Raw genomic sequence first — 23,752 nt, forward strand, 5'->3', positions numbered from 1 at the left:
TTCAATGGCGAAATCGAACGGCTTCAGTGGCTGGCGGCGACGGCAGTGTGGGGCTCGAATGCCGCCACGGCCACGTCGTAGTTTTCAACAAGGGCGGCAACCGAGGGGCCGATCACATCGGTCACAAGGCTGGGGTAAACGCCCAAAAGGATCGTCATGATGATAAGCGGCGCAAAGATCGCCTTCTCTCTCGTCGTCATGTCGGTGATGGATTTGAGGCTTTCCTTGATCAGGTCGCCAAAGACCACACGGCGGTACAGCCACAAGGCGTAGGAGGCCGACAGAATGACGCCGGTACAGGCCAGCAGGCCGACCCATGTGTTGACTTGGAAGACGCCGATCAGTGTCAGGAATTCACCTACGAAGCCCGACGTACCGGGCAGGCCCACGTTGGCCATGGTGAACAGCATGAACACCGCCGCATATGCTGGCATCCGCACCACAAGGCCACCGTAGGCGTCAATGTCACGGGTGTGCATCCGGTCGTAAATCACGCCAACGCAAAGGAACAACGCGCCCGAGATAAACCCATGAGAGATCATCTGGAAGATCGCCCCATCGACGCCGTTCTGATTGGCCGCGAAGATACCCATGGTGACAAAGCCCATATGCGCAACCGACGAATAGGCGATCAGCTTTTTCATGTCCTCTTGGACCATCGCCACCAGCGAGGTGTAGATAATCGCAATGACCGACAGCCACAGGATCAGCGGTGCCAGAAGGTCAGAGGCGACAGGGAACATCGGCAGCGAGAAGCGCAGGAAGCCGTAGCCGCCCATCTTCAGCAAGATCGCCGCAAGGACCACGGAACCCGCTGTGGGGGCCTGGACGTGCGCGTCTGGCAACCAGGTGTGAACCGGCCACATGGGCATTTTCACCGCGAAGCTGGCGAAGAAGGCGAGGAACAGCATTGTCTGGAGGCCACCGACAACAGTGAAGCCCATGACACTAAAGGTTTCCGTGCCGAAGGTGTGGTTCAACAGCGTGGGGATATCTGTCGTGCCTGCGTCCACATACATCGCCACCATGGCGACCAGCATCAGGACCGAGCCGAGGAAGGTGTAGAGGAAGAACTTGAAGGACGCGTAGATCCGGTTCGCCCCACCCCAGATGCCGATGATCAGGAACATCGGAATCAGGCCCGCCTCGAAGAACAGGTAGAACAGTACCATGTCGAGGGCCACGAAGACGCCGATCATCAGCGTCTCGAGGATCAACAGCGCGATCATGTATTCTTTCACGCGGTGCGTGACGCCCCAACATGCGGCGATGGTAATCGGCATAAGGAACGTTGTCAGCAGCACGAAGAGGATCGAGATGCCGTCCACGCCGACCTTGTAAGTCATGCCGAACATCCACTCCCGCTCTTCCACCAGTTGGAAGCCGGTGTTGGCGGTGTCGAACTGCACCAGAAGGAAGATGGACACGAGGAACGTCGCCGCCGTGGCCGCAAACGCCAGACGTTTGGCATTAAATTGCGCCGCTTCATCATCGCCGCGCAGGAAAACAGCCATGATGACCGCTGCCACCAGCGGCAGGAATGTGACGATGGAGATCAGGTTATCCATGATGCCTTACCCTGCGCTCAACGTGACGAAGGTGATCAGGGCGACAAGCCCCAAGACCATCGCGAACGCGTAATGGAAGATGTAGCCAGATTGGGCGCGGCCCGCGAGGCGTGTGAAGAAGGGAATAATCCCCATGGCCAACCCGTTGATACCGCCGTCAATCGTGTCGGTATCGCCGCGCTTCCAAAGGAAGCGACCGATGGCTTGGGCGGGCTTGATGAAGAGGAACTCATAGGCCTCATCGAAGTACCACTTGTTCAACAGGAAGTTGTAAAGCGGGCTTTGCTGCTTGGCGAGGCGTCCGGGGATCGACGGGTTCACGATGTAGAACACGAACGCAGTGCCGAAGCCGATCAGCATCGCAAAGAACGGTGCAAGCTTGACCCAAGTGGGAACCGAATGGGCGTCATTCAGGACGTGGTTGTCAGGAGCGTGGTGAATGGCCCCCTCGCCCGGCGCGCCGGTGAAGACGTAGTGGGTCTCTGCGTGGCTATCTGCTTCTTCGGCATGAGCCTCATCAGCATGAGCCTCATCGCCGTGCGCTTCCTCAGCCTGCTCCTCCGCGCCATGCGCGTCCTCGCCGTGGCCCGCATCCGCATGCTCTTCGTGGTGCTCTTCCGCTGCATAGGGCACGCCGAAGAATTGCGCCACATAGTTGGTTTTGCCAAAGAAGCTGCCGTACCAGACCATACCGGCCAGCACCGCGCCAACGGCCAGCGCGCCAAGGGGCACGAGCATGGTCATCGGGCTTTCATGGGCATGTTCATGGGTGTGCTTGTTGCCGCGCGCCTCTCCGTAGAAAGTCATGAACATCAAACGCCAGCTGTAGAAGCTGGTGAACAATGCGCCCACGACCAGCGCCCAGAAGGCGAATTGGCCAAGGTCTCCGCCGAAGGCATAGGCGGACTCAATGACTGCATCCTTGGACACGAAGCCAGCGAAACCGACAGGGAAGCCAAAGTAGAGAAGCGGGATACCGACGCCGGTGATCGCGAGCGTGCCGATCATCATGGCGGCAAAGGTGTAGGGGATCTTTTTGCGCAGACCGCCGTAATTCCGCATGTCCTGCTCGTGGTGCATCGCGTGGATGACCGAACCGGCCCCAAGGAACAGCATCGCCTTGAAGAAGGCGTGGGTCAGCAGGTGGAACATGGCGACCGAATAGACGCCGACGCCTGCGGCCACGAACATATAGCCAAGCTGCGACATGGTCGAATAGGCGATCACGCGTTTGATGTCGTTCTGCACGAGGCCGATGGTTGCCGCCACAAAGGCCGAAAGTGCGCCCACGATGATGATGAAGTTGCCCGCGATGGGCGCGTATTCGATCACTGGCGACATGCGGCAGACAAGGAAGACACCCGCGGTCACCATGGTCGCGGCGTGGATCAGCGCCGAAACGGGCGTCGGGCCTTCCATCGCGTCGGGCAGCCAGACGTGTAGCAGAAGCTGCGCCGATTTACCCATCGCGCCGATGAACAGCAGGAAGGCGATGGTCTCTGCCGCGTTCAGCTCCATGCCTAAGAACGAAATCGTCATGGTCGCCAGTTCGGCGCCCATGGGCAGGATCACGTCGAACTGGATGCTGTCCGTCATCCAGAACAAAGCGAAGATGCCCAGAAGGAAGCCGAAGTCACCCACACGGTTGGCGATGAACGCTTTCATCGCGGCCGCCCCTGCGGAAGGCTTGCGGTAGTAGAAACCGATCAACAGGTAGGACGCGACGCCCACGCCTTCCCAACCGAAGAACAATTGCAGAAGGTTATCGGCTGTCACCAGCATGAGCATGGTGAAGGTGAAGAACGACAGGTAGGCGAAGAACCGGGGGCGGTAGCTTTCGCCCTCTTTAAAGTTCTCGTCGTGGGCCATGTAGCCGAAGGAATACAGGTGCACGAGCGCCGAGACTGAGGTGATCACGATAAGCATGATCGCCGTCAAACGGTCCACCCGGATCGCCCAATCGGTGAAGAGCGTGCCGGACTCGATCCATGTCATGATGGAGCGTGTGTAGGTCTCTCCATCGAAGCCGAGGAAGACGATCCACGACAGCAGGCAAGCCAAGAACAGGAACGCGGTGGCGACAACGCATGCGGCCTGTTCGCCGATCAAGCGCCAAGCGAAACCGCAGATCAATGCGCCAACGAGGGGCGAGAAGAGAAGGATCGTTTCCATGTGCCCTTAACCCTTCATATTGGCGACGTCTTCAACGTCGACCGTGCCGCGGTTGCGGAAGTAGCAAACAAGAATGGCGAGGCCGATGGCCGCCTCGGCCGCGGCAACCGTCAGGATGAACAGCGTGAACACCTGCCCCGTGAGATCGCCAAGGAACGAGGAAAACGCGACCATGTTGATGTTCACCGACAACAGCATCAATTCCAGCGACATCAAGATAATGATGACGTTCTTACGGTTCAGGAAGATCCCGAAAATGCCGATGACAAATAGCGCGGCGGCTACTGTCAGGTAATGTTCCAAGCCAATGGTCATGGCGTCGTCCTTACTTAGTAACCCAACGCGATAGCGCGCGGGGATCGTAGGTTTTGCAGCGCGTCACAGCGCCCGTCACAAAGCGTGTCCCTTACAGACCCTGCCCCGGTTTCACGTCTTTCAATTCCATCGCTTTCGCCGGATCGCGCATCATCTGCGCCACGATATCTTGGCGCTTCACGTCCACCCGGTGGCGCAGCGTCAGAACGATCGCGCCAACCATGGCGACCAGAAGGATCAGGCCCGAGATTTGGAATGCCATGAAGTAATCGTCATATACGATCTGACCCAAGGCTTGCGTGTTATGAGCCTCATCCAGCGCAGGGGCCGGGTTGCCGAGGCGGCTATCGACACCGTCGGAATAGGTCCACGACCCGAACGCCAACGTCAGTTGCATCAACAAGATGACCCCGATCAGGCCCGCCATTGGCACATACTTTGCCATCTCGGCCTTCAGTTCGGCGAAATCCACGTCCAGCATCATCACCACGAACAAGAACAGCACGGCAACGGCGCCCACGTAGACGATAATCATCAGCATCGCCACGAACTCTGCGCCCAACAAAACGAACAGCCCGGCCGAGGACAAGAACGCGAGGATCAGCCACAGCACCGAATGCACCGGGTTTTTTGACGTCACGGTGAACAGACCGCCTGCAATCACAGACAGCGCAAAGAGGTAGAAGGTGAAATCCGCGATGGTCATATCAGTCGTCCTCTCCGGTGCGCTGTGCGGCACCGTCATCGTCCATGGCCTCTTTGGCCAAATTCATCGCCTTGTTCATCGCGGGCAAGCCGCCGAACAGGCTGGCGAGACCGATGGTCTCTGCAATCTCTTGTGGCGTGGCGCCCATGGAAAGGGCGTGGCGCACGGTGATCTTGATCTGCGCCTCGGCCACGGCACCCTGAATGGTCAGCCCCTGCAAGGTTAGCAAAAGGCGCGATTTCGCGTCTAACCCTTCGGGGTTGAACTGCTTGCCCAAAAACGCCTCGAGCATTTCTGGCGGCACTTGCGGCCATTGCATATCCATCTTGCCCGACGACAGGGCGGGCGCGGCGGCCTTCATCCACGCCTCTGTCATGTCCTGGGTCTGCTTAAGCAGCGCCTCAAATGGGTTGGGGGCGTCGATCATCGGTACGGCGCGTCCAGTTCAAGGTTGTGGGCAATCGCCGATTCCCAACGCTCGCCATTGGCCAGCAGTTTTTCCTTGTCGTAGTACAGCTCTTCGCGGGTCTCGGTGGCAAACTCGAAGTTCGGACCTTCCACGATGGCATCCACTGGGCAGGCTTCCTGGCAGAAGCCGCAGTAAATGCACTTGGTCATGTCGATGTCATAGCGCGTGGTGCGGCGAGAGCCATCTTCGCGCGGCTCTGCATCAATCGTGATCGCCTGCGCGGGGCAAACGGCCTCACACAGTTTACAGGCAATGCAACGCTCTTCCCCATTGGGGTAACGACGCAGGGCGTGTTCGCCGCGGAACCGAGGCGACAAAGGCCCCTTTTCGTGCGGGTAGTTGATCGTCACCTTGGGCGAGAAGAAGTACTTGAAGCCCAGTTTGAAGCCTTTGAAGAAATCCGCCAGCAGGAAGTATTTCGCGGCGCGGGTATAGTCGATCTGCGTCATGAATTAACCTCCAACAGCGAAGCGGGCCCAGAAGCCGCCAAGCACTTCGTAACGGGCCATGAAGGCCACAAACACAACCCAGAACAGGCTGAACGGCAGGAACACTTTCCACCCCAGACGCATCAGCTGATCGTAGCGGTAGCGCGGGACAATCGCCTTCACCATCGAGAACATGAAGAACACGGCCAGCATCTTCAGGATCATCCATAGCACGCCGTCGGGCAGGCCGGGGATGGGCGACAGCCAGCCGCCGAAGAACAACAGCGTGGTCAGCGCGCACATCAGAACGACAGCGACAAGTTCGCCGATCATGAACAGCAGGAACGGGGTGGAGGAATATTCCACCTGATACCCGGCAACCAATTCGGCTTCTGCTTCGGGCAGGTCGAACGGTGGGCGGTTGGTTTCCGCCAAGGCCGAGATGAAGAACAGGAACAGCATCGGGAAGTGCGGCAGGAAGTACCAGTTCAGCAGGCCAAAGCTGCCGTCCTGCGCTTCGACAATCGCGGTGAAGTTCATCGACCCGGTGGAGATAATCACACCGATGATAATCAACCCGATGGACACTTCGTAAGAAATCATCTGCGCCGCAGACCGCAGCGAGCCCAGAAACGGGTATTTGGAGTTGGACGCCCAACCGCCCATGATCACGCCGTACACTTCCAAAGAGGAAACCGCGAAGACGTAAAGAACGGCGACGTTCAGGCTCGACAGCACCCAACCGTCGTTGAACGGGATAACCGCCCAAGCGATCAACGCCATCACAAGGCTGACAATCGGCGCAAGGAAATAGACCGCCCGGTCCGCACCCGCAGGCACGACGATTTCCTTGACGATATACTTCAGGAAGTCTGCAAAACTTTGCAGCAGGCCAAAGACGCCAACGACGTTGGGCCCCTTCCGCATCATGACAGCGGCCCAGATCTTACGGTCGGCATACATCAGGAACGCCAAAGCGACCAGAAGTGGCACAACCAGCAGCAAACACTGCAACAGGATCAACAGGCCCATGCCCAATGTTGTCTCGGTGAAAAACTCTACCATGGGGCGTCCCTTAAACCGTCGGTATCCCTTGCTCTGCGCAATCGGCCGCAACTATTTCTGCTTCCAGGGTTTGTAACCCTCGTGGCAGGTCCGGCGAGATGGTGTAAACCGCATCTGCCGCCCAAACGCCACCCTCTTCCGTAATACTTGTGCGCACATGTCGCGCAAAAGAATATCCTCGGATCAGTGTATATTGTGCTGCCGCACACCGGGCATAGGCGTCAAGATCGGCGCGTGTGGCCACACCCGTCATCTGTGCCCGGAAATTAACCAGATCTTCATCCAATAGACGGGTCTCTACCCCATCATAAGTCGCGGGCGGCGCCTCGTTCAGCGTCGGGCCGTCTGCGGCGGGCGCGCAGCCCGCCACAACGACAGCGGCGCAGACACCCATCAGGGTGGATAAGCCGTTTGAGTGTCGCAACGCGACGCCCATTCCCTTATTCCGCCGCGATTGGTTCTTGGCGACGCGCTTTCGCCGCCGCGGCCAGCTCCGCCATCAAGGTCGAGGCCCGAGCGATTGGGTTGGTCAGATAGTGATCTGCCACGGCCGAGGTAAAGCCCCCCTGCCCCATATCGGCCAAGGCCAAAGCCTCGCCTTCGTTCTCGATCACCTCGTCGATCAATTTCAGATGCGCGGCATCCGCCGACATCAACTGGCGCAAAGCGGCAATCGAATCAAAGGGAAGCACGGCACCAACTTCTGCGGACAGCGCCCGTAGAATCGCCCAGTTCTCCCGCGCGTCGCCGGGGGGGAAGCCTGCGCGTTGCGCCAATTGCGCCCGCCCTTCGGTGTTCACGAAGATACCGGTTTCTTCCGTGTAGGCTGCACCGGGCAGAATCACGTCGGCGCGGTGCGCGCCGCGATCCCCGTGGGAGCCTTGATAGATCACGAAGGGCCCGGCAGGCACAGCCATTTCATCCGCGCCAAGGTTGTAGACCACATCAGCCCCATCCAACGCCGCATCCACGCCGCCTTCGGTCACTGCGCCCAAGTCCATCGCGCCGACCCGTGCGGCAGCGGTGTGTAGCACCAGCAACTTGGAGTCCGTTTCCTCACAGAACTTCTGCACATGGGCCAGAACCGCTTCGCCGTCCTCGCCCGTCAATGCGCCTTGGCCGACAATCACAAGGCTCGCCTTGCCGTTGACCGAGGGGTGATCGACACCCAACTGGTCCGCCAGCGCCTTACGGTCCGTGCCGAGGTGGAAATATTCGTACGTCAAATCAACCGCTTCGCCGATCAGGCCCACGACGGCACCCTTCGTCCAAGCTTTGCGGATGCGGGCGTTCAACACCGGTGCTTCGGCGCGGGGGTTCGTGCCGACCAACATGATCGCCTGCGCGTCGTCGATATCTTCGACGCTTGCAGTGCCCACGTAAGCGGCGCGGTTACCGGCGGGCAGTTTCGCCCCATCGGTCCGGCACTCAACGTTGCCGCCTTGCCCCTCGACCAGAGATTTCAGCGCGAATGTCGCCTCGGTCGAGGCCAGATCGCCCACCAGACCGGCCACTTTCGTGGCGCCTTTGATCTTTTCAGCCGCAAGGCCCATCGCCTCACCCCATGTGGCAGGGCGTAGTTTGCCGTTTTCGCGGATGTAGGGTTGGTCCAAACGCTGGCGCTTCAACCCGTCCCAAACGTAGCGGGACTTATCGCTCAGCCATTCTTCGTTCACGCCGTCATGGTTGCGTGGCAGAATACGCATCACTTCGCGGCCTTTAGTATCCACGCGGATGTTGGAGCCGAGCGCATCCATCACGTCAATCGACTCGGTCTTGGTCAGCTCCCACGGGCGAGCCGTGAAGCTGTAGGGTTTGGAGGTCAGCGCGCCCACGGGGCACAGATCAACGATATTGCCCTGCATCTCTGATTCGAGCGTCGCGCCAAGATAGCTGGTGATCTCTGCATCCTCGCCGCGGCCTGTCTGGCCCATCTCGGGCATGCCCGCGACTTCGCTGATGAAACGCACACAGCGCGTGCAGGAAATGCAGCGGGTCATGGCGGTGCCGACAAGGGGGCCCAATTCCAAATTATCCACGGCACGCTTGGGTTCGCGGAAGCGCGAAAAGTCCACGCCGTAGGCCATGGCCTGGTCCTGCAAATCACACTCGCCGCCCTGATCACAGATCGGGCAATCCAACGGGTGGTTGATAAGAAGGAACTCCATCACGCCCTCGCGGGCCTTTTTTACCATGGGCGAATTGGTTTTCACGACCGGTGGCGCGCCCTCGGGACCGGGGCGCAAATCCTTCACCTGCATCGCGCAGGACGCGGCGGGTTTGGGCGGGCCGCCCACGACTTCCACCAGACACATCCGGCAGTTGCCCGCGATCGTCAGACGCTCGTGATAACAGAACCGAGGGATCTCAACCCCGGCCTGCTCGCAGGCCTGGATCAAGGTCATGGCGGGATCAACCTCTACCTCTGTATCGTCGATGATAATCGTGCGCAGATCACTCATGGGTCGGTCCCTTTTTTGGCTCGCGCGGACACGCGCAAGCAGTCGTTTGACCCGCTTCTACCCCTACCGGAGCAATCTGCCAATCTGAGAGCCGGTGGTAATTTCGTCGCGGCCTAGCCGGCAGACGCCTTCGGCATCGTCATGGGCCACGCCCCGCTCGGCAAACCAGGCCTGCATAACCCTATCATAGCGTTGCTGTTCTTCCCGATTCTCGATGAAGGCATAGACCTCGCGCCGGGTCAGGCCCAGTTCCAAGGCCCGGTCGCCCAAATTCTCGGCAAAACCGAGGGCGCGCATCATCCGGGGGCTGATATCATCGCAGACATTCTGCATCTGCCGCCCCACGGCAATCACCGTCAGGCCTTCGTGAATTTCAGGGTCATCGCGTAGCACTTGCCAGTTTTCACTTTGTGCGTGGCTCATGGTTGTGAACAGGCCCAAGGCAAGCACCACGCCTGCGGTGGCCACAATACGGAAGGGGGTAATCATTTTTGTCGTCGTCCCATAAAAGGTAAGTCCGTTTCCCGGCTGCATACATGGGCGCTTTGGTGACGGTTATTCAATGTCACAAAGGAGTTATCCGCGCTTTCGGCGTCATTCCGCCCCGGAATAGGCGGAAATATTCTGGGCAGGCATGTCGCAACCAGCCGCGGACCAAACCCCTTCGTCTGCGGCCTCTCTCCAGCCGAAAAACAACGGCACCTGAGGCACCGGCAAATCCCGGCAATGGGCCTCCAGCGCTTCTAACGCGGCATCCCGGGCCTCAAACGGCACGGCGCGGCCATTGATCGTGCGCACTGCAAGACCGCCTTGAATCGGGGTTGGTTCGATTACGCTGCCGTCAGGCAATGCCACAGGATTAAAAATCGTCACGTCCGGTTCAGGCACGACGCGAAGCGGCCCGATGGAGGTCACATAGACCTGAGGTGTAACGCAGGCAGCCAGTAACAGCGGCGCCGCCCAATGGGCTTTCATATCCGAACGCCCCAAAACGTCACGATCAGCCAAACCAGCAACGTCATGAACAGCAGCGCCAATACGATGTAGATCGCCGACTCCATCCGTTCCGGTGTATTCAGGATGATCGCCACCCCCGAAGCGACCATGCCGCCCATGACCGCGCCCAAAATGGCGCCGCCGACACCCCATTGCCCGTAGCCCAACGTCGCGCCAAGCACCGCGCAAGCCAAATAAATCAACGCCAGAGAATACCAGTAAACACGCACCATAGTGCCGCCCTTTGCCCTTACCACGCCAATCCGTCACACAATGCGCGGTTGATCATTTTGTGGGCAGAGTAAGAAAAACTGGGGTTTTCAGCAAGAAGGGCAGCGGCGTTGTTGCCCATTGGTGAGTCCGCCGCGCCACAGGCCGCGCGACGGGAGCTATCCCCATTCGCGCGCCCCCTTGGGCCATGTTTGGCAAGTTTAGCCTAAATCGCCGCGATTATTCGGCAGCGATTTCCACCGCGCCATTCCGTTTCACACGGATGCGGTCTTCGATCTCGTCACGGAAGTTGCGAATCAGACCTTGGATCGGCCAGGCCGCCGCATCGCCGAGGGCGCAGATCGTGTGGCCTTCGACTTGCTTGGTGACGTCGAACAGCATGTCGATTTCCTCGACCCGCGCCTCGCCCTTCACCAGACGTTCCATCACGCGCATCATCCAGCCCGTGCCTTCGCGGCACGGCGTACACTGGCCGCAGCTTTCGTGCTTGTAAAACGCGGCCAAGCGCCAGATCGCTTTGATCATGTCGGTAGAATTATCCATCACGATGACCGCCGCCGTACCCAGACCGGACTGCAAATCATTGCGCAGGTAATCGAAGTCCATGATCGCCTCGCGCATATGCTCTCCGCGCACGCAAGGAACGGACGAGCCGCCGGGGATAACCGCCTTGAGGTTGTCCCACCCGCCGCGAATACCGCCGCAGTGCTTGTCGATCAGTTCTTCGAAGGTGATGCTCATCGCTTCTTCGACGACGCAGGGCTGGTTCACGTGGCCCGAAATCGCGAACAGCTTGGTGCCCGCATTGTTGGGGCGACCGAAACCGGCGAACCACTCAGCGCCACGGCGCAGGATCGTGGGCACAACGGCGATTGATTCGACGTTGTTGACCGTGGTGGGGCAGCCATAAAGGCCCGCGCCCGCCGGGAACGGCGGTTTCATGCGGGGCATGCCCTTGCGACCCTCCAGCGATTCGAGCAGCGCGGTTTCTTCACCGCAGATGTAGGCGCCCGCGCCGTGGGCGAGGTAAAGGTCGAAGTCCCACCCGCTGTCGGCGGCGTTCTTGCCCAGAAGCCCATCGTCATAGGCCGCGTCGATCGCGGCTTGCAGCGCTTCACGCTCGCGGATGTATTCACCGCGGATGTAGATGTAGCAGGCGTTTGCGTTCATCGCGAACGACGCGATCAGGCAGCCTTCAATCAGCGTATGGGGATCATTGCGCATGATCTCGCGGTCTTTGCAGGTGCCGGGCTCAGATTCGTCCGCGTTTACGACCAGATAAGCCGGGCGACCGTCCGATTCTTTGGGCATGAACGACCACTTGAGACCGGTCGGGAAACCCGCACCACCACGTCCGCGCAGGCCCGAGGCTTTCATGATCTCGACAATCTTGTCACGGCCCAAGCCGATCAAATCCTTGGTGCCATCCCAATGGCCGCGCGCCTTGGCGCCCGCAAGCGTCCGGTCGTGCATGCCGTAGATATTGGTGAAGATCCGGTCTTTATCTTGCAACATGTGCTCAAGTCCTTGGTCGGTGCGCGCGATAGATCTTAGCGGTGATCCGGGTCGCGCTTTCGCTCTTTCCACACCCAATACGTCACCACGAGCGCCCACACCAGTGCCGCAAACGCCGCAAGGTCGAAGAGAAACGCGAAGCGCGGTTGCCAACCTTGCTGGCCCCCGATGAATTGAGCGCCCATCCACACCACCATCGTGATCGCCATCACGGCCGCCGCACGCCTGATTTGGCGGACCCTGCGGCGCTCTGCTTCCGAGATTTTTGGGGCGTTTGGCATGTTTAGGTGGCCCGTGGCGGCTGTGGTGTCATGAAAAAGGATGCGCGACTTGGCCGCACATCCCAACCTATATTGTGCCCGAAGGCGGCGCGGTCAGATCAGTAGACGTTACCGTCATCGACCTTCTTGGAGAACTCGGTCTCACCGCCGGAGGCCAGAAGTTGAGCCTGTTCAACCCAAGTGTCCCGTGTCACCCGGCCTTTGAAGCCCTTCAGGTTCTGATCCACCCACCGCACTTCTTCCGGTGTCCAAGCGGCGATTTGGTCGAAGTGGTAGAAGCCGAGCGCGTTGCACATCTGCTCCATTTTCGGGCCAACGCCCTTGATCCGCTTCAGGTCGTCGGCCATGCCGCCCCGTGGACCGTCGAGCGCGGCGGGGCGAGTGCCTTCCATCTCTGCGGGGGGCGGAGCCGCCGCGATTGTTTCTGCGGCCGCGCTGGCGGCATTCGCCTCTGCGGCAGCTTGCGCTTCCACGCGCGCGGCGGCGTCGGCCTCTGCTTGTGCAACCGCCGCGGCTTCAGCCGCGCGCTCGGCTTCGCCCACTGCTTCTTCCGTCTGCTCAGTGGCTGCATCGGCGGCGCGGTCCAGCTCGACCTGTTCTGCATGGGCCAGTTCCGCTTCGGCAGCGGCAGCATCCTCAGACGCGCGCAAAGCGGTTTCCTCTGCCTCTTCGGCAGCAGCCGCTACTTCTTCCACAACCGGGTGCGTTTCTTCGGACGCAGCGGCTGGTTCAATCGTTGCAGCAGGCGCAGGCGCGGCAGCAGGCGTGGATGCAGCGGAAGATGTGGCAGCCGCGGAGCCCTGGCCCGCCCCCACCTGGTCACGGCACATCATCCACGTCAGCAACGCGCCCAATATCACCGCACACAAGGCGCCCAACAATAAGCCCGAGATGAACGACCAGTCGCCCAATCCCCACAGCACCAGCCACAGGACAATGCCCGTCACGATGGCGATGCCCCATGTCCATTTACGGCACTCGGCTCCAGCGGAATTATTCATGTTTGAACCCCCAAGTTCGTCATTTGTTGTGTGTTGCGCATAGTCTTAACGCACCAAACCCCCGGTGTCTTCCACCGAGTTGACATGATGCCGCAGGGGGCATTTGACCTGTGCAAATGGGGTCACACTTCGTGGGCTTCGCACTCGATTCGAAGCATCTCCCAAGGGGTAATCCCCCTCGGGAAGTTCACAGCCGCAAGGGGGATTACCCCTCAGCAGCGAAAGCAGCGGCTTGGCTGATCCAATCGTCCCGCTCGATCCGGCCTTTAAACTTAAGGCGGGCATCGACCCATGCGACCTCTGCCGGGCCCCAGGCAGCGATTTGGTCGAAGTGGTAGAAACCAAGGTCGTTCAACACGCCCTCCAGCTTCGGTCCCACGCCGGAAATCCGCTTCAGGTCATCGGCGCCCCCCTCGCGGGCGGCTGTCAGCAGCTCGGGTGTTTGCTCTTCTACCGCAGCGGCGGGCGCTGCCGCTGGTGCCGCAGGTGTCGCCTTTGGTTTGGAGGCCGCTTTGGCTTTGGACTTAGGCTCAGCCTTCTTGGCAGGTTCGTCCTTGGAGGCAGGCTTCGCCTTGGATTTCGCAGGCGCTTCGGCCTTGGTGATCCCGGTCGCGTCGGCTGGTTTGCCCTTGGCCCGGTTCGCCGGCTTGGGCCGCTCAGGCTCAGCCGGAAGGCCCTCACCGGACTGCCGCCCCCAAGGGGCCAGCATCGGCACTTCGGTGCCGTCGATCCGCTTGATCGTATCGCCAATATCCACAGCCATCCGGGCAGAGATGTTCAGCTCGTCCCGGCCTGCTTCATATTCGGTAAGCGATGTCAGACCGCCCGCAGGTTCCGAGGCATAGCGCCCGTTTTGCGGCCCCGGCGTCGGCACGTCACCGCGCGCCATGGCGTCGATGATGCCGGCGAAACTTTCCGCCGTCAGGTCTTCATAATAATCTTTGCCGATCTGGGCCATCGGCGCGTTAGAGCACGCGCCCAAGCATTCGACTTCTTCCCAGCTGAACTTGCCATCCGCACTGATCTGATGCGCCTTGGGGGCGATTTTCTCTTTCGCCACGGCAACCAAATCTTCCGCGCCGCAGATCATGCACGACAAGGTGCCGCAAATCTGGATATGCGCGACCGAGCCCACGGGGGCCAGTTGGAACATGAAGTAGAAGGTCGCCACTTCCAACGCACGAATATACGCCAAACCCAGCATATCGGCCACGTGCTCAATCGCGGGGCGGGTCAACCATCCCTCTTGCTCTTGAGCGCGCCACAACAGGGGAATGATCGCGGAAGCCGCGCGCCCCTCGGGGTATTTCGTGATCTGAGCCTCAGCCCACACCTGATTGTCAGGCGTGAAGGCAAAGCTTGAAGGCTGCTCGGGGTGGAGGCGTCGGAGCATCGGTATCGTCCCTGGCGTTCATCTGTTGTGCAGGGTTTCGCGCAATCCGGCCCGGTTGTCCATGCGCGGGAGGGCCGCAGGGGCGGTTCCTTCACTCAAATTGCGCATCTCCGGGGGGAAGAGCTTCAATCTGGGCGCGGCGTTCAGCAAAAGTTGCGGCGCAAAGGGGCTCTGGCACGGACAAATAGGCCTCTCCGCTTTCTACCATGCCACCGTCCAGCAGCGGCACCACAACCGACGCCAGCGTGTTTTCGAATCCGAATGCCCCCATTCCGGCCATGGCTCCGGCTTGTGGCGTTCGGCAGCCCTGTGACACGATCCATTCCACGAACATAGTCCTTGCGCCCCGGCGGCTGGCGGTGAAGCTAAGCTGGTTGTTCTCGGGCAATGTCAGCATTTCCTCGACCTGTGCGGCGAAGCTCTCAAGCACCGTATCATCGGCGTCGCAAACTCGGTCCGCCATCACAGCGCCGGAGAAAGACCGGCTCATGTGGATCAGGTTCACCGTGTCCAAGTCCTGCAATTGCCCCATGACTTCTTCTCTGGGACCAAGGGACAGGAACAGCGCATCCGCCCCAGCTTCGGTCACGACGCAACCGTTGTCACGAATGGCGCGCATTGTTGCCACCAAGCTTTCCGGCGCTGGCGTTACCGTTTCCGTTGCCCCGGCACAGGCCCCGCCAACCATCACCAATTCGCCGCCTTGGAGTTGCAGGATTCCCGCATTTATCAACTCGTTACCCGCTGTTTCCAACGCCGCAGAGCTTTGGCCCATTGCCGCCAGAAACGCCTCTTGGTTGCCCTAATTTACAGCACACCCCAGGTCCGCAATGGCATCCATCATGGCCAACGCTTCCGCCGATTGCGCAAGGGTAGGCGCGGCCCAAAACGATGCGACCCCAATCAGACCGGCGCTGAGAATTGCTTTCATCGGGAGGGTCTCCTGTAGTGGCATTTATCTGGTCGAAACCAACGAAACAGGGTTCTGAAAGAAGTAGGGCGTCTTTCTTGGGTTTAATGCAAGAAAAACGCCCTCGCCCGGGCCGGACCCCTTCTTTCCGCCGGGCTAACTGGTGCAAGCCGCGCCGCTGCGGCGCGTTTTCTGGCTAAGACGTGTCTCGACGCGCGAGGTGCAGCGAGGATAGAGGCGTCTTGGTCAGTCACTCAGGCTCACGTATTCGTGACACCAATCTGTCCGGAGAGGCGGCGGGCGACAACGGAGGGAATCCGTAAGTTACTCTGTCGCTGAGGGCGTGGTCTCATCGCCCGATTGCGCAGGCTCCATGCTGGCCTCTGCATCCGTCTCAGGCTCCACACACAGACCCCAATTCACCAAGGTCATCGTGCCTTGCCCACTCGGCATCAAAAACCCGTCGCGCATCAGCGGCACGGCCATCTGAGGGAATTGCGCATTCTCAAGGCCAAGCTCTTCCAGCATCCCGTTCACATCATCCTGATGCAAAACGCAGCCTTGGGCAGCTACCGCTTCGGCCAGCAAAAAGCCGGGGTGATCTTCCGGCGTCACCGCCTGCGCCGTCGCCACAAAGGGGACAACTGCGAGGAGCGTAGCGAGGAGGGGTTGGGTCAATCTAGTCACAGCGAAGCGTCCTTCATTTGGGGTCGTCCTGACCCTACCACGCCCCCAAAATAGCAAAAGGGCAGGCAACCCTCCGGTCCCCTGCCCTTTCAAATCACAAAGCCGTGCAGCGACTAGCGGTCCACTTCGCCAAACACGATATCAAGCGACCCCAGAACCGCCGACACATCCGCCAGCTGGTGGCCCTTGCACAGGTAATCCATCGCTTGCAGATGGGCAAAACCCGGTGCGCGCAGCTTGGCGCGGTAGGGTTTGTTGGTGCCGTCGGCCACCAGATACACGCCGAACTCGCCCTTGGGCGCTTCGACGCTGGCGTAAATCTCGCCCTCGGGCACGTGGAAGCCCTCGGTATAAAGCTTGAAGTGGTGAATCAGCGCTTCCATCGACGTTTTCATGTCGCCCCGTGTCGGTGGCGTCATTTTCCCCCGCGCCATGATCTCTCCGGGCTCGTTGCGCAGTTTCTCGCAGGCCTGATGGATGATCTTGGTCGATTCGCGCATCTCGGCCATGCGGCACAGGTAGCGATCGTAGCAGTCGCCGTTCTTGCCCACGGGGATCTGGAAATCGAACTCGTCATAGCACTCATAGGGCTGCGCGCGGCGCAAATCCCACGCAAAGCCCGAGCCCCGAACCATCACGCCCGAGAAACCCCAGTCCTGAATGTCTTGCTCGGACACAACGCCGATATCGACGTTACGCTGCTTGAAAATGCGGTTTTCCGACAGCAGCCCGTCGATGTCGTTCAACATGTTGGGGAACTCGTGGGCCCAGGTGTCGATGTCTTCGATCAGCTCTGGTGGCAGGTCTTGGTGCACACCACCGGGGCGGAAATAGGCCGCGTGCAGACGCGCCCCCGATGCCCGCTCGTAGAAAATCATCAGCTTTTCGCGCTCTTCAAAGCCCCAAAGCGGCGGTGTCAACGCGCCCACGTCCAAGGCCTGCGTCGTCACGTTCAGCAGGTGGTTCAGGATGCGGCCGATTTCGCAGTACAAAACCCGGATCAACTGGGCGCGGCGGGGCACTTCGGTGCCTGTCATCCGCTCAATCGCCAGGCACCAAGCGTGCTCCTGGTTCATCGTGCCGACATAATCGAGCCGGTCGAAGTAGGGCAGGTTTTGCAGGTACGTGCGGCTTTCCATCAGCTTTTCGGTGCCACGGTGCAGCAGGCCGATATGCGGGTCGCAGCGTTCGCAAATCTCGCCGTCCAGTTCCAACACCAGACGCAACACGCCGTGGGCCGCGGGATGCTGAGGGCCGAAGTTCAGGTTGAAGTTCCTGATCTTCTGTTCACCGGTCTCGAAATCGGTGGAGCCGTCATCGTAGGTGTTCACGCGGATATCGCCGTCCATCATCTCGTGCGCCCTTGCAAGTTCTGTTCGTCTATCTCGGAGCCCATCAGAGCCTCCGGCCGTATCGCGGTTTGCGCGTCCATATCCCAAGCCTCGGGAATGGCCGCGCCTTCAAGCCCGTGTATCGCCCGATATGTCGGCCCATTCAACCAGCGAAGCGTCGCATGCTGCGCCTGCGTCATCATGAGCGTCTTTCCCGCACGCACCCGCTTTTCCAACGGCGCTTCCACATAGTCCACCTGCATAAAGTCGCAAAGCGCTTTTATCTGCGCCTTCTCGAACAGAGTCTCAAAATACATCACCTTCACCTGCTCGGCGGGCAAGGCCCGTAAGCGCTTGAGGGTCGCGGCCATGTCGCTCCGCTGCCAGATCACCTGACCCCGCCCTTTGATCATCTGCGCAATCATCCGGTCCGCCGCAGCACGTGTCGCCTCGGCCGAGCCCGCCTCGCAATGCATCCTGATCTGCGACCACATGCGTTGCACCGGGTCGCGCATCACGAACAGCAGCTTGGCCGGGGCGAAATCCGTTAACAGGCGCTGCAAATGTTCCGCTTTCAAGTTGCAGTAAGACGGCGTCAGATCAGCGACGCAGGCTTCATCGGTGCGCCCTTGTGTCAGCGCCTCCAGATAGGCCGAGTGGTCGCCCGCCGGCGCGTCATACATCCGCACCAAAGCCCGCAATTCCGCAAGATCGGGGCTGTCTTGCGCCTCCAGCTCCCGCAAACGCTCTCGCCTGCGATCAGCGAACCCGGCACTGCGCGGCAGCCAAAGCGCATCGAAATAGTGCATTTCCTTGCAGGCAGGGACGTGAATTTGAGGGTGTTGGCGGAAGTAGGCGTGCAGCCATGTCGTTCCGGCCTTCTGGGCACCCAGACCAAACAGTAACGTCGGGCGCGTCGCCATGGTCAGGCAGGCGCGGTGGCCAGGGTCTGGCCACCGTCAGTCATTAATCTGCGGCCTTCTCGTCCGCTTTCTCGTCACCGGGCAGCACATATTGCGCGCCTTCCCACGGGGACATGAAATCGAACTGGCGGTATTCTTGGACCAAGCTCACCGGCTCATAGACCACGCGCTTGAGCTCTTCGTCGTAGCGCACTTCGGTGTAGCCCGTTGTCGGGAAATCCTTGCGCAGAGGGTGCCCGCGGAAACCGTAATCCGTCAGCAGGCGACGCAAATCAGCGTGGCCGGTGAACAAGATACCGAACATGTCGTAGACTTCACGCTCATACCAACCCGCACCTGGATGCACCGACGAGATCGAGGGCAGCGTGTCCTCTTCCCGGATCGCCACTTTCAGGCGGATGCGGTGATTCTGGTACATGCTCAGGAAGTGGTAAACCACGTCAAAGCGGCGATCCCGGCTGGGGTAATCCACGCCCGTGATGTCGATCAGGGTCGAGAATCGGCAGGTCCGGTCCGTTTTCAGGAAGTCGATGAAATCCACCAGATTGGCGGGCGCCACCGTCACGCTCAACTCGCCCACGGCGTTGATGTCCGTGGACAACACGTCGTCGCCGCGTTTTTCGGTCAGGAAATCTGCCAGTTCTTGCAAAGCTGCGGTCATGTCTTTCCCCTCAGCGCGCGATGGTGCCAGTGCGGCGGATTTTCCGCTGCAACTGCAAGATGCCGTACAACAGCGCTTCGGCTGTAGGCGGGCAACCGGGCACGTAGATGTCTACAGGCACGATCCGGTCACAGCCGCGCACGACGCTATAGCTGTAATGATAATAGCCGCCGCCATTGGCGCAGGACCCCATAGAGATCACGTAGCGCGGCTCGGGCATCTGGTCGTAAACCTTGCGCAGCGCAGGCGCCATCTTGTTGGTCAGCGTACCGGCCACAATCATCACGTCCGATTGACGGGGGGAGGCGCGCGGCGCGATCCCGAAACGCTCAGCGTCATAACGCGGCATGGAGGTGTGCATCATCTCCACCGCGCAGCAGGCGAGGCCAAAGGTCATCCAGTGCAGCGAACCTGTGCGCGCCCAGTTGATGATGTCTTCCGAGGACGTGACGAGGAAGCCCTTGTCCTGAAGCTCTGCATTCAGGGCCTGTGTGGCGACCTCACGGTCAGCACCGGCATGGTTCGGAGTAGTTGCTACGCCCATCGTGGCTCATCCCTCAGTATCGTTCGCCCTCGGAGATACGGCTGCAACGCGCCGGGGTCAACGCAGGTGCGTAAATTGGTCGGCGTGACCTTGTCGCACCCTACCCGCTACTTCCGGGTTAATGGCCGCCCTGTGCCAGCCCCTTCAGGGAAGGATATCCATCGTGGTAACCAACGGCCCCGCGCTGTAGCACGATGAATAGCCCACCTCTGGGCAACGATCCGCGCCGCGCAAGCTATCGGTGACAATGCCCCAGACGTAGGGAGTGCCCTGGTGCCATCCGATGATCCCCGACCCAGACCCACCGCGGCCCAAATCGCAATCGTACCGCGCCACATGCCATTCATCTCCGGGCTCGGCCAAGCGGCCAATGATCTCGTCCCCCACCAAATGCGAGGCCGTGGGCGGCACCCCGAAATAACGACAGACCTGCGCGTTAAAGCCCGCAAGCTCTAGGTTATCCTGCGGTCCCGCGATGTTGATCACCCTTGCGCCCTGCTCCAACGCCATCGTGTCACGATCCGCCAGCGGCAACGGCTCCGCGCCGTGGGGCGCCCGCGCAAGGGGCACAACAGCCCAATCGTGGCGGGTAATCCCGATCGAGAAATGCCCGCCAAGCGCCTCAGGAATACTAAAGCGGCCCGATTTCATCCCTTGGGGTCTGATCGCGACCGCATCGCCCCTTGGGTGCAGCACCATGCAATTGATCCGAGACCAATCAGGATCGCCATAGTCGTGATAGAACACATGGGCCGCCGTCAGCATTCTTGTGCCGTCGCCAATCAACACCCCGCCCCCGGTGCCGCCGCCATTGCAACTGACCCGCACAACGGCGTTTTGGACCTCTTCCCAGCCGGGAAAGTCCTCTGGGCTATCGGGGGTGAATCGGGCCAGCGGCACGCGGTCGTCGCGGCCGATGATGCCTGGCTCTGGCGCGTTGTCGTATTTTTCAGGCAAGGGCGCTTCAGGGACACTCAGCACCAGTGCAGCAAACGCCGCACCCGCAAATAGCACGCTGGCGAGGACGCCTTTGGCGGAGGAGCCGCCTGAACTCATGAAAGCACCGTCAAAGGCTTAGCGTTATGACGGAAGCAGCCAAACTGGCTTACTCCCAGTCCAACGCGCCTTTTTTCCACTCATAGGCGAAGCCGATGGTCAGAACCGCGAGGAACACCATCATCGACCAGAAGCCCAAATCCGTCAGGTCTGGGAAGGCCGTGGCCCAAGGGAACAGAAACGCGATTTCGAGGTCAAAGATGATGAACAAGATCGCCACCAGATAGAACCGTACGTCGAACTTCATCCGCGCATCGTCGAAGGCGTTGAACCCGCACTCATAGGCGCTGACCTTTTCAGGGTCCGGGTTGCTGACCGCTACAACCACTGCCGCTAGGATCAACACCACGGACAGGCCAATGGCCAACCCAAGGAAAATCAGGATCGGGGCGTATTCAGTAAGCAGCTCGGACATGGTCGCTCCATGGATGCGGTACGAGGGGTGGTTTACGCCGCGCATTGGAGGCGGTCAACGCCGCTCGGTGCGACGAAATGGGAGGGCGCGCCATCCGCGCCACCCGCCATTTGCCGTTTTGGGCCTGCGCTACAATATCTCTCGCAGCTCCCGACGCAGGATTTTGCCGCTGGCGCTTTTAGGCACGCTATCAACGAAACGGTACTCCACCGGGTGCTTGTAGTGGGCCAGGCATCCCTCGCAATGGTTGCGCAAATCGGATTCTTTCACCGCGCCTGAGGTCACGACAAAAGCAATCGGCAGCTCTCCTGCCTCCGCGTCCGTGCGGCCAATGACGGCGGCATCGGTGACCCCTTCGCAGCCGCAAAGGGCGGCTTCCACTTCGGCGGGGGCGACCTGAAAACCTTTGTATTTAATCAACTCTTTCAGACGATCTCGGATGAACATGAAGCCATCATCGTCGATCTCTGCCAGATCGCCCGTGCGCAGCCAGCCGTCTTCCGTCAGTGATTCCGCCGTCGCCTCCGCATTGTTGAGGTAGCCTTTCATCACCTGTGGCCCGCGCACCCAAAGCTCCCCTTCCAGGCCTGCGGGCAAATCCTCCAGCGTGTCGGGGTCCACGATCCGGCACTCGGTCGAGGGCACCGCCTGCCCGCTTGAGCCGTGGCGAATCGAGTCGCCCTTGGTCATGTGGCTGATCGGGCTCATCTCCGTCATGCCGTAGCCCTGCACCGAATGCGCCCCAAACCGCATGCCCACGGCGGCCTCGATCTCGGCGCCCAAGGGGGCTGCGCCCGAGAAGACTTCGGTGACCGAGGAGACATCGTATTCCTCCACCATCGGATGTTTCGCCAAGCCCAAGGCGACCGGCGGCACGATATAGAGGCGCGTTGCCTGATGGTCCTGAATCAGCCGCAGATACATTTCCAGATCGAACCTTGGCATGGTGATAATGACTGCGCGCTGGTTCAGGAACAGGTTCATCATCACCGTCATGCCGTAGATGTGGAAGAACGGCAGGAAGGCAATCGCCTTATCCTTCTCGGTTATTCCCGCCATCGAGGCCGCTTGCACAACATTCGCCACCAGGTTTCGATGGGTCAGCATCACGCCCTTGGGCTTGCCCGTGGTGCCGCTGGAATAGGGCAGCACGACCACGTCTTCGGCCCAATTGCCGGGGACTTGCTCGGGCAATTCTGTCCCCATGATATCGGCCCCGCTCAAGGCGCCGTTCTTGCCGTCGCCGTCCAGCACCACCAGATCGCGGCAGTTGGTGCCGACCATGGCGGTGCGGGCGGCCTCCTCAAAGGCGCTGATGGTGACAAGCATCACCGCGCCCGCATCGTTGAGCTGGTGCTTGATTTCGGGGGCCGTATAGGTGGGGTTGATCGTCGTGACAGTGCCGCCGCCCCAAGCCACGCCGTGGAACAACACCGGATATTCGGGAATGTTGGGGGCCAGAATTGCGACCGTGCCGCCGGGCAAAACGCCCTTGGCGGTCAAACCGCCTGCCACGGATTTGATCCGCGCCATCAATTCCCCGGCGGTGGTTTCCTTGCCCGAGGGGCCGTCGATCACCGCAACCTTGTCTTCTCGCCCCGAAAGGCCCTCGAACAAAAGTTGCGTCACCGATTGGTCCGGCACCGAGATATCGGCGTAGCGGCTCTTGAAAATGGCCATCGTCTTCCTCCCATTCCGGCAGCTCTTTTGGCGCCAGTAAGGGCCTACGATGGGCGATCAATGCGCACCCTGTCTATAGTTTTGCGCGCGCCCACGCCTCGAAACTGGGCTTTGTCGCCGCACACGCTGCTCGCAAGCTTGCGGGACTAGGGGCGTGGCTAGCTTTCCATCCAACGCGGCTTGCGCTTGGCAAAGAACGCCTCGATCCCGTCAGCGGCTTCTTGGCTTTCCCAACGGCCCACCAAAGCGTCAATCGTCGCTGTGATATCGGCATCAGAGACTTGTCCGCCAAGGGTCGCAACCAGCGCCTTGCTTTCCGCGACCGCACCGGGGGCTGCGGATAGATAGGGCTTCACTTCGGCCTCAATCGCGGTGTCCAGATCGTCCTCGGCCACGACTTTTGCCAGCAGCCCCAAGTCCACCGCCTCTGCCGCGCCGAACCGGCGGCCCGAGAAGAACACCCGCCGTGCCCGTGCCGCGCCCATACGGGCCACCACATAGGGCCCGATTGTCGCCGGGATCAGCCCAAGGCGCACCTCGGTCAGGCCGAACTTCGCCCCTTCCACGCCGATTGCCACATCACAAACCGACATCATGCCGATCCCGCCGCCAAAAGATTGCCCCTGAATACGTCCGATCAGGGGCTTGGGCAGGCGGTCCAAAGCGCCGAGCATTTCCGCCAGCGCCCGCGCCTCCCGCGCCCTTGTGGGGGCATCGGCGGCCATCTGGTCGCGCATCCAGCCTAGGTCGCCTCCGGCGCAGAAACTCGCGCCCGTGCCGGTCAGGACAACGACCCTTACGGCAGGATCTTTGCCTAAACGTGCGGCGGCCTGCGTCAGCTCTGCGATCATCGCGGCGTTCATGGCGTTGTGGACATCCGGGCGGTTCAGCCTCAGCGTCGCCACGCCTCGTTCATCAACGCTTATCTGCAACGTTTCCATTT

Annotated in this window: 25 protein-coding genes and 1 pseudogene; all 26 read right to left on the bottom strand. The window is 60.5% G+C overall.

Translation table 11 applies throughout. The annotated features are described in order from the left end of the window. Positions 1-23 precede the first annotated feature (23 nt). The 26 genes and pseudogenes from K3728_14815 to K3728_14940 all read right to left on the bottom strand — a co-directional run bounded on the left by K3728_14815 (position 24) and on the right by K3728_14940 (position 23,750). Positions 24-1,568, bottom strand: a complete 1,545-nt coding sequence (locus K3728_14815) for an NADH-quinone oxidoreductase subunit M (GenBank protein UWQ94949.1) — start codon at positions 1,566-1,568, stop codon at positions 24-26. Between the two features lie 6 nt (positions 1,569-1,574). Then, the gene (gene nuoL, locus K3728_14820) at positions 1,575-3,740 is read right to left on the bottom strand and encodes an NADH-quinone oxidoreductase subunit L (protein UWQ94950.1); all 2,166 of its coding nucleotides are present in this window, start codon (positions 3,738-3,740) and stop codon (positions 1,575-1,577) included. Between the two features lie 6 nt (positions 3,741-3,746). Continuing rightward, complete coding sequence (gene nuoK / locus K3728_14825) at positions 3,747-4,055, bottom strand: NADH-quinone oxidoreductase subunit NuoK (GenBank protein ID UWQ94951.1); 309 nt, start codon at positions 4,053-4,055, stop codon at positions 3,747-3,749. Positions 4,056-4,146: 91 nt separating this feature from the next. Then, positions 4,147-4,761 carry an NADH-quinone oxidoreductase subunit J gene (locus K3728_14830; GenBank protein ID UWQ94952.1) on the bottom strand — a complete coding sequence of 205 codons (615 nt, stop codon included), beginning with the start codon at positions 4,759-4,761 and terminating at the stop codon, positions 4,147-4,149. Between the two features lies 1 nt (position 4,762). After that, complete coding sequence (locus K3728_14835) at positions 4,763-5,188, bottom strand: carboxymuconolactone decarboxylase family protein (protein UWQ94953.1); 426 nt, start codon at positions 5,186-5,188, stop codon at positions 4,763-4,765. Further along, a complete protein-coding gene (nuoI, locus tag K3728_14840) occupies positions 5,185-5,679 on the bottom strand; it encodes an NADH-quinone oxidoreductase subunit NuoI (protein ID UWQ94954.1) in 495 nt (164 codons plus the stop codon). Before nuoI ends, K3728_14835 begins: the two co-directional genes overlap by 4 nt. A gap of 3 nt (positions 5,680-5,682) precedes the next feature. Beyond that, positions 5,683-6,723, bottom strand: coding sequence for an NADH-quinone oxidoreductase subunit NuoH (gene nuoH, locus K3728_14845; GenBank protein UWQ94955.1), 1,041 nt, complete (start codon positions 6,721-6,723; stop codon positions 5,683-5,685). Between the two features lie 10 nt (positions 6,724-6,733). Further along, complete coding sequence (locus tag K3728_14850) at positions 6,734-7,159, bottom strand: hypothetical protein (protein ID UWQ94956.1); 426 nt, start codon at positions 7,157-7,159, stop codon at positions 6,734-6,736. A 4-nt stretch (positions 7,160-7,163) separates the two neighbouring features. Next, positions 7,164-9,185 carry an NADH-quinone oxidoreductase subunit NuoG gene (gene nuoG, locus K3728_14855; GenBank protein UWQ94957.1) on the bottom strand — a complete coding sequence of 674 codons (2,022 nt, stop codon included), beginning with the start codon at positions 9,183-9,185 and terminating at the stop codon, positions 7,164-7,166. 63 nt (positions 9,186-9,248) lie between these two features. Next, entirely contained in the window at positions 9,249-9,674 is a 426-nt protein-coding gene (locus K3728_14860; GenBank protein ID UWQ94958.1) for a DUF5333 domain-containing protein, read from the bottom strand. Between the two features lie 105 nt (positions 9,675-9,779). Further along, positions 9,780-10,160: a hypothetical protein gene (locus K3728_14865; protein UWQ94959.1), complete on the bottom strand. Its 381-nt coding sequence runs from the start codon at positions 10,158-10,160 to the stop codon at positions 9,780-9,782. Continuing rightward, positions 10,157-10,414, bottom strand: coding sequence for a hypothetical protein (locus tag K3728_14870; protein UWQ94960.1), 258 nt, complete (start codon positions 10,412-10,414; stop codon positions 10,157-10,159). The genes K3728_14865 and K3728_14870 overlap by 4 nt, the downstream gene beginning before the upstream one ends. A gap of 217 nt (positions 10,415-10,631) precedes the next feature. Continuing rightward, a complete protein-coding gene (nuoF, locus tag K3728_14875) occupies positions 10,632-11,927 on the bottom strand; it encodes an NADH-quinone oxidoreductase subunit NuoF (GenBank protein UWQ94961.1) in 1,296 nt (431 codons plus the stop codon). Between the two features lie 35 nt (positions 11,928-11,962). Then, positions 11,963-12,208: a DUF5337 domain-containing protein gene (locus K3728_14880; GenBank protein UWQ94962.1), complete on the bottom strand. Its 246-nt coding sequence runs from the start codon at positions 12,206-12,208 to the stop codon at positions 11,963-11,965. 98 nt (positions 12,209-12,306) lie between these two features. Then, a pseudogene (locus K3728_14885) lies at positions 12,307-12,609 on the bottom strand (hypothetical protein). A gap of 805 nt (positions 12,610-13,414) precedes the next feature. Next, a complete protein-coding gene (locus tag K3728_14890) occupies positions 13,415-14,602 on the bottom strand; it encodes an NADH-quinone oxidoreductase subunit E (protein ID UWQ94963.1) in 1,188 nt (395 codons plus the stop codon). A gap of 91 nt (positions 14,603-14,693) precedes the next feature. Next, a complete protein-coding gene (locus K3728_14895; protein ID UWQ94964.1) occupies positions 14,694-15,377 on the bottom strand; it encodes a hypothetical protein in 684 nt (227 codons plus the stop codon). Positions 15,378-15,836: 459 nt separating this feature from the next. Beyond that, entirely contained in the window at positions 15,837-16,199 is a 363-nt protein-coding gene (locus tag K3728_14900; protein UWQ94965.1) for a hypothetical protein, read from the bottom strand. A 113-nt stretch (positions 16,200-16,312) separates the two neighbouring features. Next, the gene (locus tag K3728_14905) at positions 16,313-17,551 is read right to left on the bottom strand and encodes an NADH-quinone oxidoreductase subunit D (protein ID UWQ94966.1); all 1,239 of its coding nucleotides are present in this window, start codon (positions 17,549-17,551) and stop codon (positions 16,313-16,315) included. Next, entirely contained in the window at positions 17,548-18,453 is a 906-nt protein-coding gene (locus K3728_14910; GenBank protein UWQ94967.1) for a sulfotransferase, read from the bottom strand. Before K3728_14910 ends, K3728_14905 begins: the two co-directional genes overlap by 4 nt. 43 nt (positions 18,454-18,496) lie before the next feature. Then, the gene (locus K3728_14915) at positions 18,497-19,114 is read right to left on the bottom strand and encodes an NADH-quinone oxidoreductase subunit C (GenBank protein ID UWQ94968.1); all 618 of its coding nucleotides are present in this window, start codon (positions 19,112-19,114) and stop codon (positions 18,497-18,499) included. A gap of 10 nt (positions 19,115-19,124) precedes the next feature. Continuing rightward, positions 19,125-19,658 carry an NADH-quinone oxidoreductase subunit B gene (locus K3728_14920; GenBank protein UWQ94969.1) on the bottom strand — a complete coding sequence of 178 codons (534 nt, stop codon included), beginning with the start codon at positions 19,656-19,658 and terminating at the stop codon, positions 19,125-19,127. A gap of 144 nt (positions 19,659-19,802) precedes the next feature. Further along, entirely contained in the window at positions 19,803-20,714 is a 912-nt protein-coding gene (locus K3728_14925) for a trypsin-like peptidase domain-containing protein (protein UWQ94970.1), read from the bottom strand. Between the two features lie 49 nt (positions 20,715-20,763). Further along, on the bottom strand, positions 20,764-21,129 hold the full coding sequence (locus K3728_14930; GenBank protein UWQ94971.1) for an NADH-quinone oxidoreductase subunit A: 366 nt from the start codon (positions 21,127-21,129) through the stop codon (positions 20,764-20,766). 129 nt (positions 21,130-21,258) lie between these two features. Further along, entirely contained in the window at positions 21,259-22,809 is a 1,551-nt protein-coding gene (locus K3728_14935; GenBank protein UWQ94972.1) for an AMP-binding protein, read from the bottom strand. A 158-nt stretch (positions 22,810-22,967) separates the two neighbouring features. Further along, positions 22,968-23,750 (bottom strand): crotonase/enoyl-CoA hydratase family protein, encoded by a 783-nt coding sequence (locus tag K3728_14940; protein ID UWQ94973.1) that lies wholly within the window; start codon positions 23,748-23,750, stop codon positions 22,968-22,970. Positions 23,751-23,752: the final 2 nt, after the last annotated feature.

Source organism: Rhodobacteraceae bacterium M385 (assembly GCA_025141835.1).
In the GTDB taxonomy this organism is placed as follows: domain Bacteria; phylum Pseudomonadota; class Alphaproteobacteria; order Rhodobacterales; family Rhodobacteraceae; genus Gymnodinialimonas.

Coding starts and splice junctions, on each gene's coding strand:
- K3728_14830 (UWQ94952.1), bottom strand. CDS start 4,761: ATGACCATCGCGGATTTCACCTTCTACCTCTTTGCGCTGTCTGTGATT.
- K3728_14890 (UWQ94963.1), bottom strand. CDS start 14,602: ATGCTCCGACGCCTCCACCCCGAGCAGCCTTCAAGCTTTGCCTTCACG.
- K3728_14895 (UWQ94964.1), bottom strand. CDS start 15,377: ATGGGCCAAAGCTCTGCGGCGTTGGAAACAGCGGGTAACGAGTTGATA.
- K3728_14880 (UWQ94962.1), bottom strand. CDS start 12,208: ATGCCAAACGCCCCAAAAATCTCGGAAGCAGAGCGCCGCAGGGTCCGC.
- K3728_14940 (UWQ94973.1), bottom strand. CDS start 23,750: ATGGAAACGTTGCAGATAAGCGTTGATGAACGAGGCGTGGCGACGCTG.
- K3728_14905 (UWQ94966.1), bottom strand. CDS start 17,551: ATGATGGACGGCGATATCCGCGTGAACACCTACGATGACGGCTCCACC.
- nuoK (UWQ94951.1), bottom strand. CDS start 4,055: ATGACCATTGGCTTGGAACATTACCTGACAGTAGCCGCCGCGCTATTT.
- nuoG (UWQ94957.1), bottom strand. CDS start 9,185: ATGAGTGATCTGCGCACGATTATCATCGACGATACAGAGGTAGAGGTT.
- K3728_14915 (UWQ94968.1), bottom strand. CDS start 19,114: ATGACCGCAGCTTTGCAAGAACTGGCAGATTTCCTGACCGAAAAACGC.
- K3728_14850 (UWQ94956.1), bottom strand. CDS start 7,159: ATGGGCGTCGCGTTGCGACACTCAAACGGCTTATCCACCCTGATGGGT.
- K3728_14930 (UWQ94971.1), bottom strand. CDS start 21,129: ATGTCCGAGCTGCTTACTGAATACGCCCCGATCCTGATTTTCCTTGGG.
- K3728_14865 (UWQ94959.1), bottom strand. CDS start 10,160: ATGAAAGCCCATTGGGCGGCGCCGCTGTTACTGGCTGCCTGCGTTACA.
- K3728_14935 (UWQ94972.1), bottom strand. CDS start 22,809: ATGGCCATTTTCAAGAGCCGCTACGCCGATATCTCGGTGCCGGACCAA.
- K3728_14815 (UWQ94949.1), bottom strand. CDS start 1,568: ATGGATAACCTGATCTCCATCGTCACATTCCTGCCGCTGGTGGCAGCG.
- nuoL (UWQ94950.1), bottom strand. CDS start 3,740: ATGGAAACGATCCTTCTCTTCTCGCCCCTCGTTGGCGCATTGATCTGC.
- nuoH (UWQ94955.1), bottom strand. CDS start 6,723: ATGGTAGAGTTTTTCACCGAGACAACATTGGGCATGGGCCTGTTGATC.
- K3728_14835 (UWQ94953.1), bottom strand. CDS start 5,188: ATGATCGACGCCCCCAACCCATTTGAGGCGCTGCTTAAGCAGACCCAG.
- nuoF (UWQ94961.1), bottom strand. CDS start 11,927: ATGTTGCAAGATAAAGACCGGATCTTCACCAATATCTACGGCATGCAC.
- K3728_14925 (UWQ94970.1), bottom strand. CDS start 20,714: ATGAGTTCAGGCGGCTCCTCCGCCAAAGGCGTCCTCGCCAGCGTGCTA.
- K3728_14870 (UWQ94960.1), bottom strand. CDS start 10,414: ATGGTGCGTGTTTACTGGTATTCTCTGGCGTTGATTTATTTGGCTTGC.
- K3728_14910 (UWQ94967.1), bottom strand. CDS start 18,453: ATGGCGACGCGCCCGACGTTACTGTTTGGTCTGGGTGCCCAGAAGGCC.
- nuoI (UWQ94954.1), bottom strand. CDS start 5,679: ATGACGCAGATCGACTATACCCGCGCCGCGAAATACTTCCTGCTGGCG.
- K3728_14920 (UWQ94969.1), bottom strand. CDS start 19,658: ATGGGCGTAGCAACTACTCCGAACCATGCCGGTGCTGACCGTGAGGTC.
- K3728_14860 (UWQ94958.1), bottom strand. CDS start 9,674: ATGATTACCCCCTTCCGTATTGTGGCCACCGCAGGCGTGGTGCTTGCC.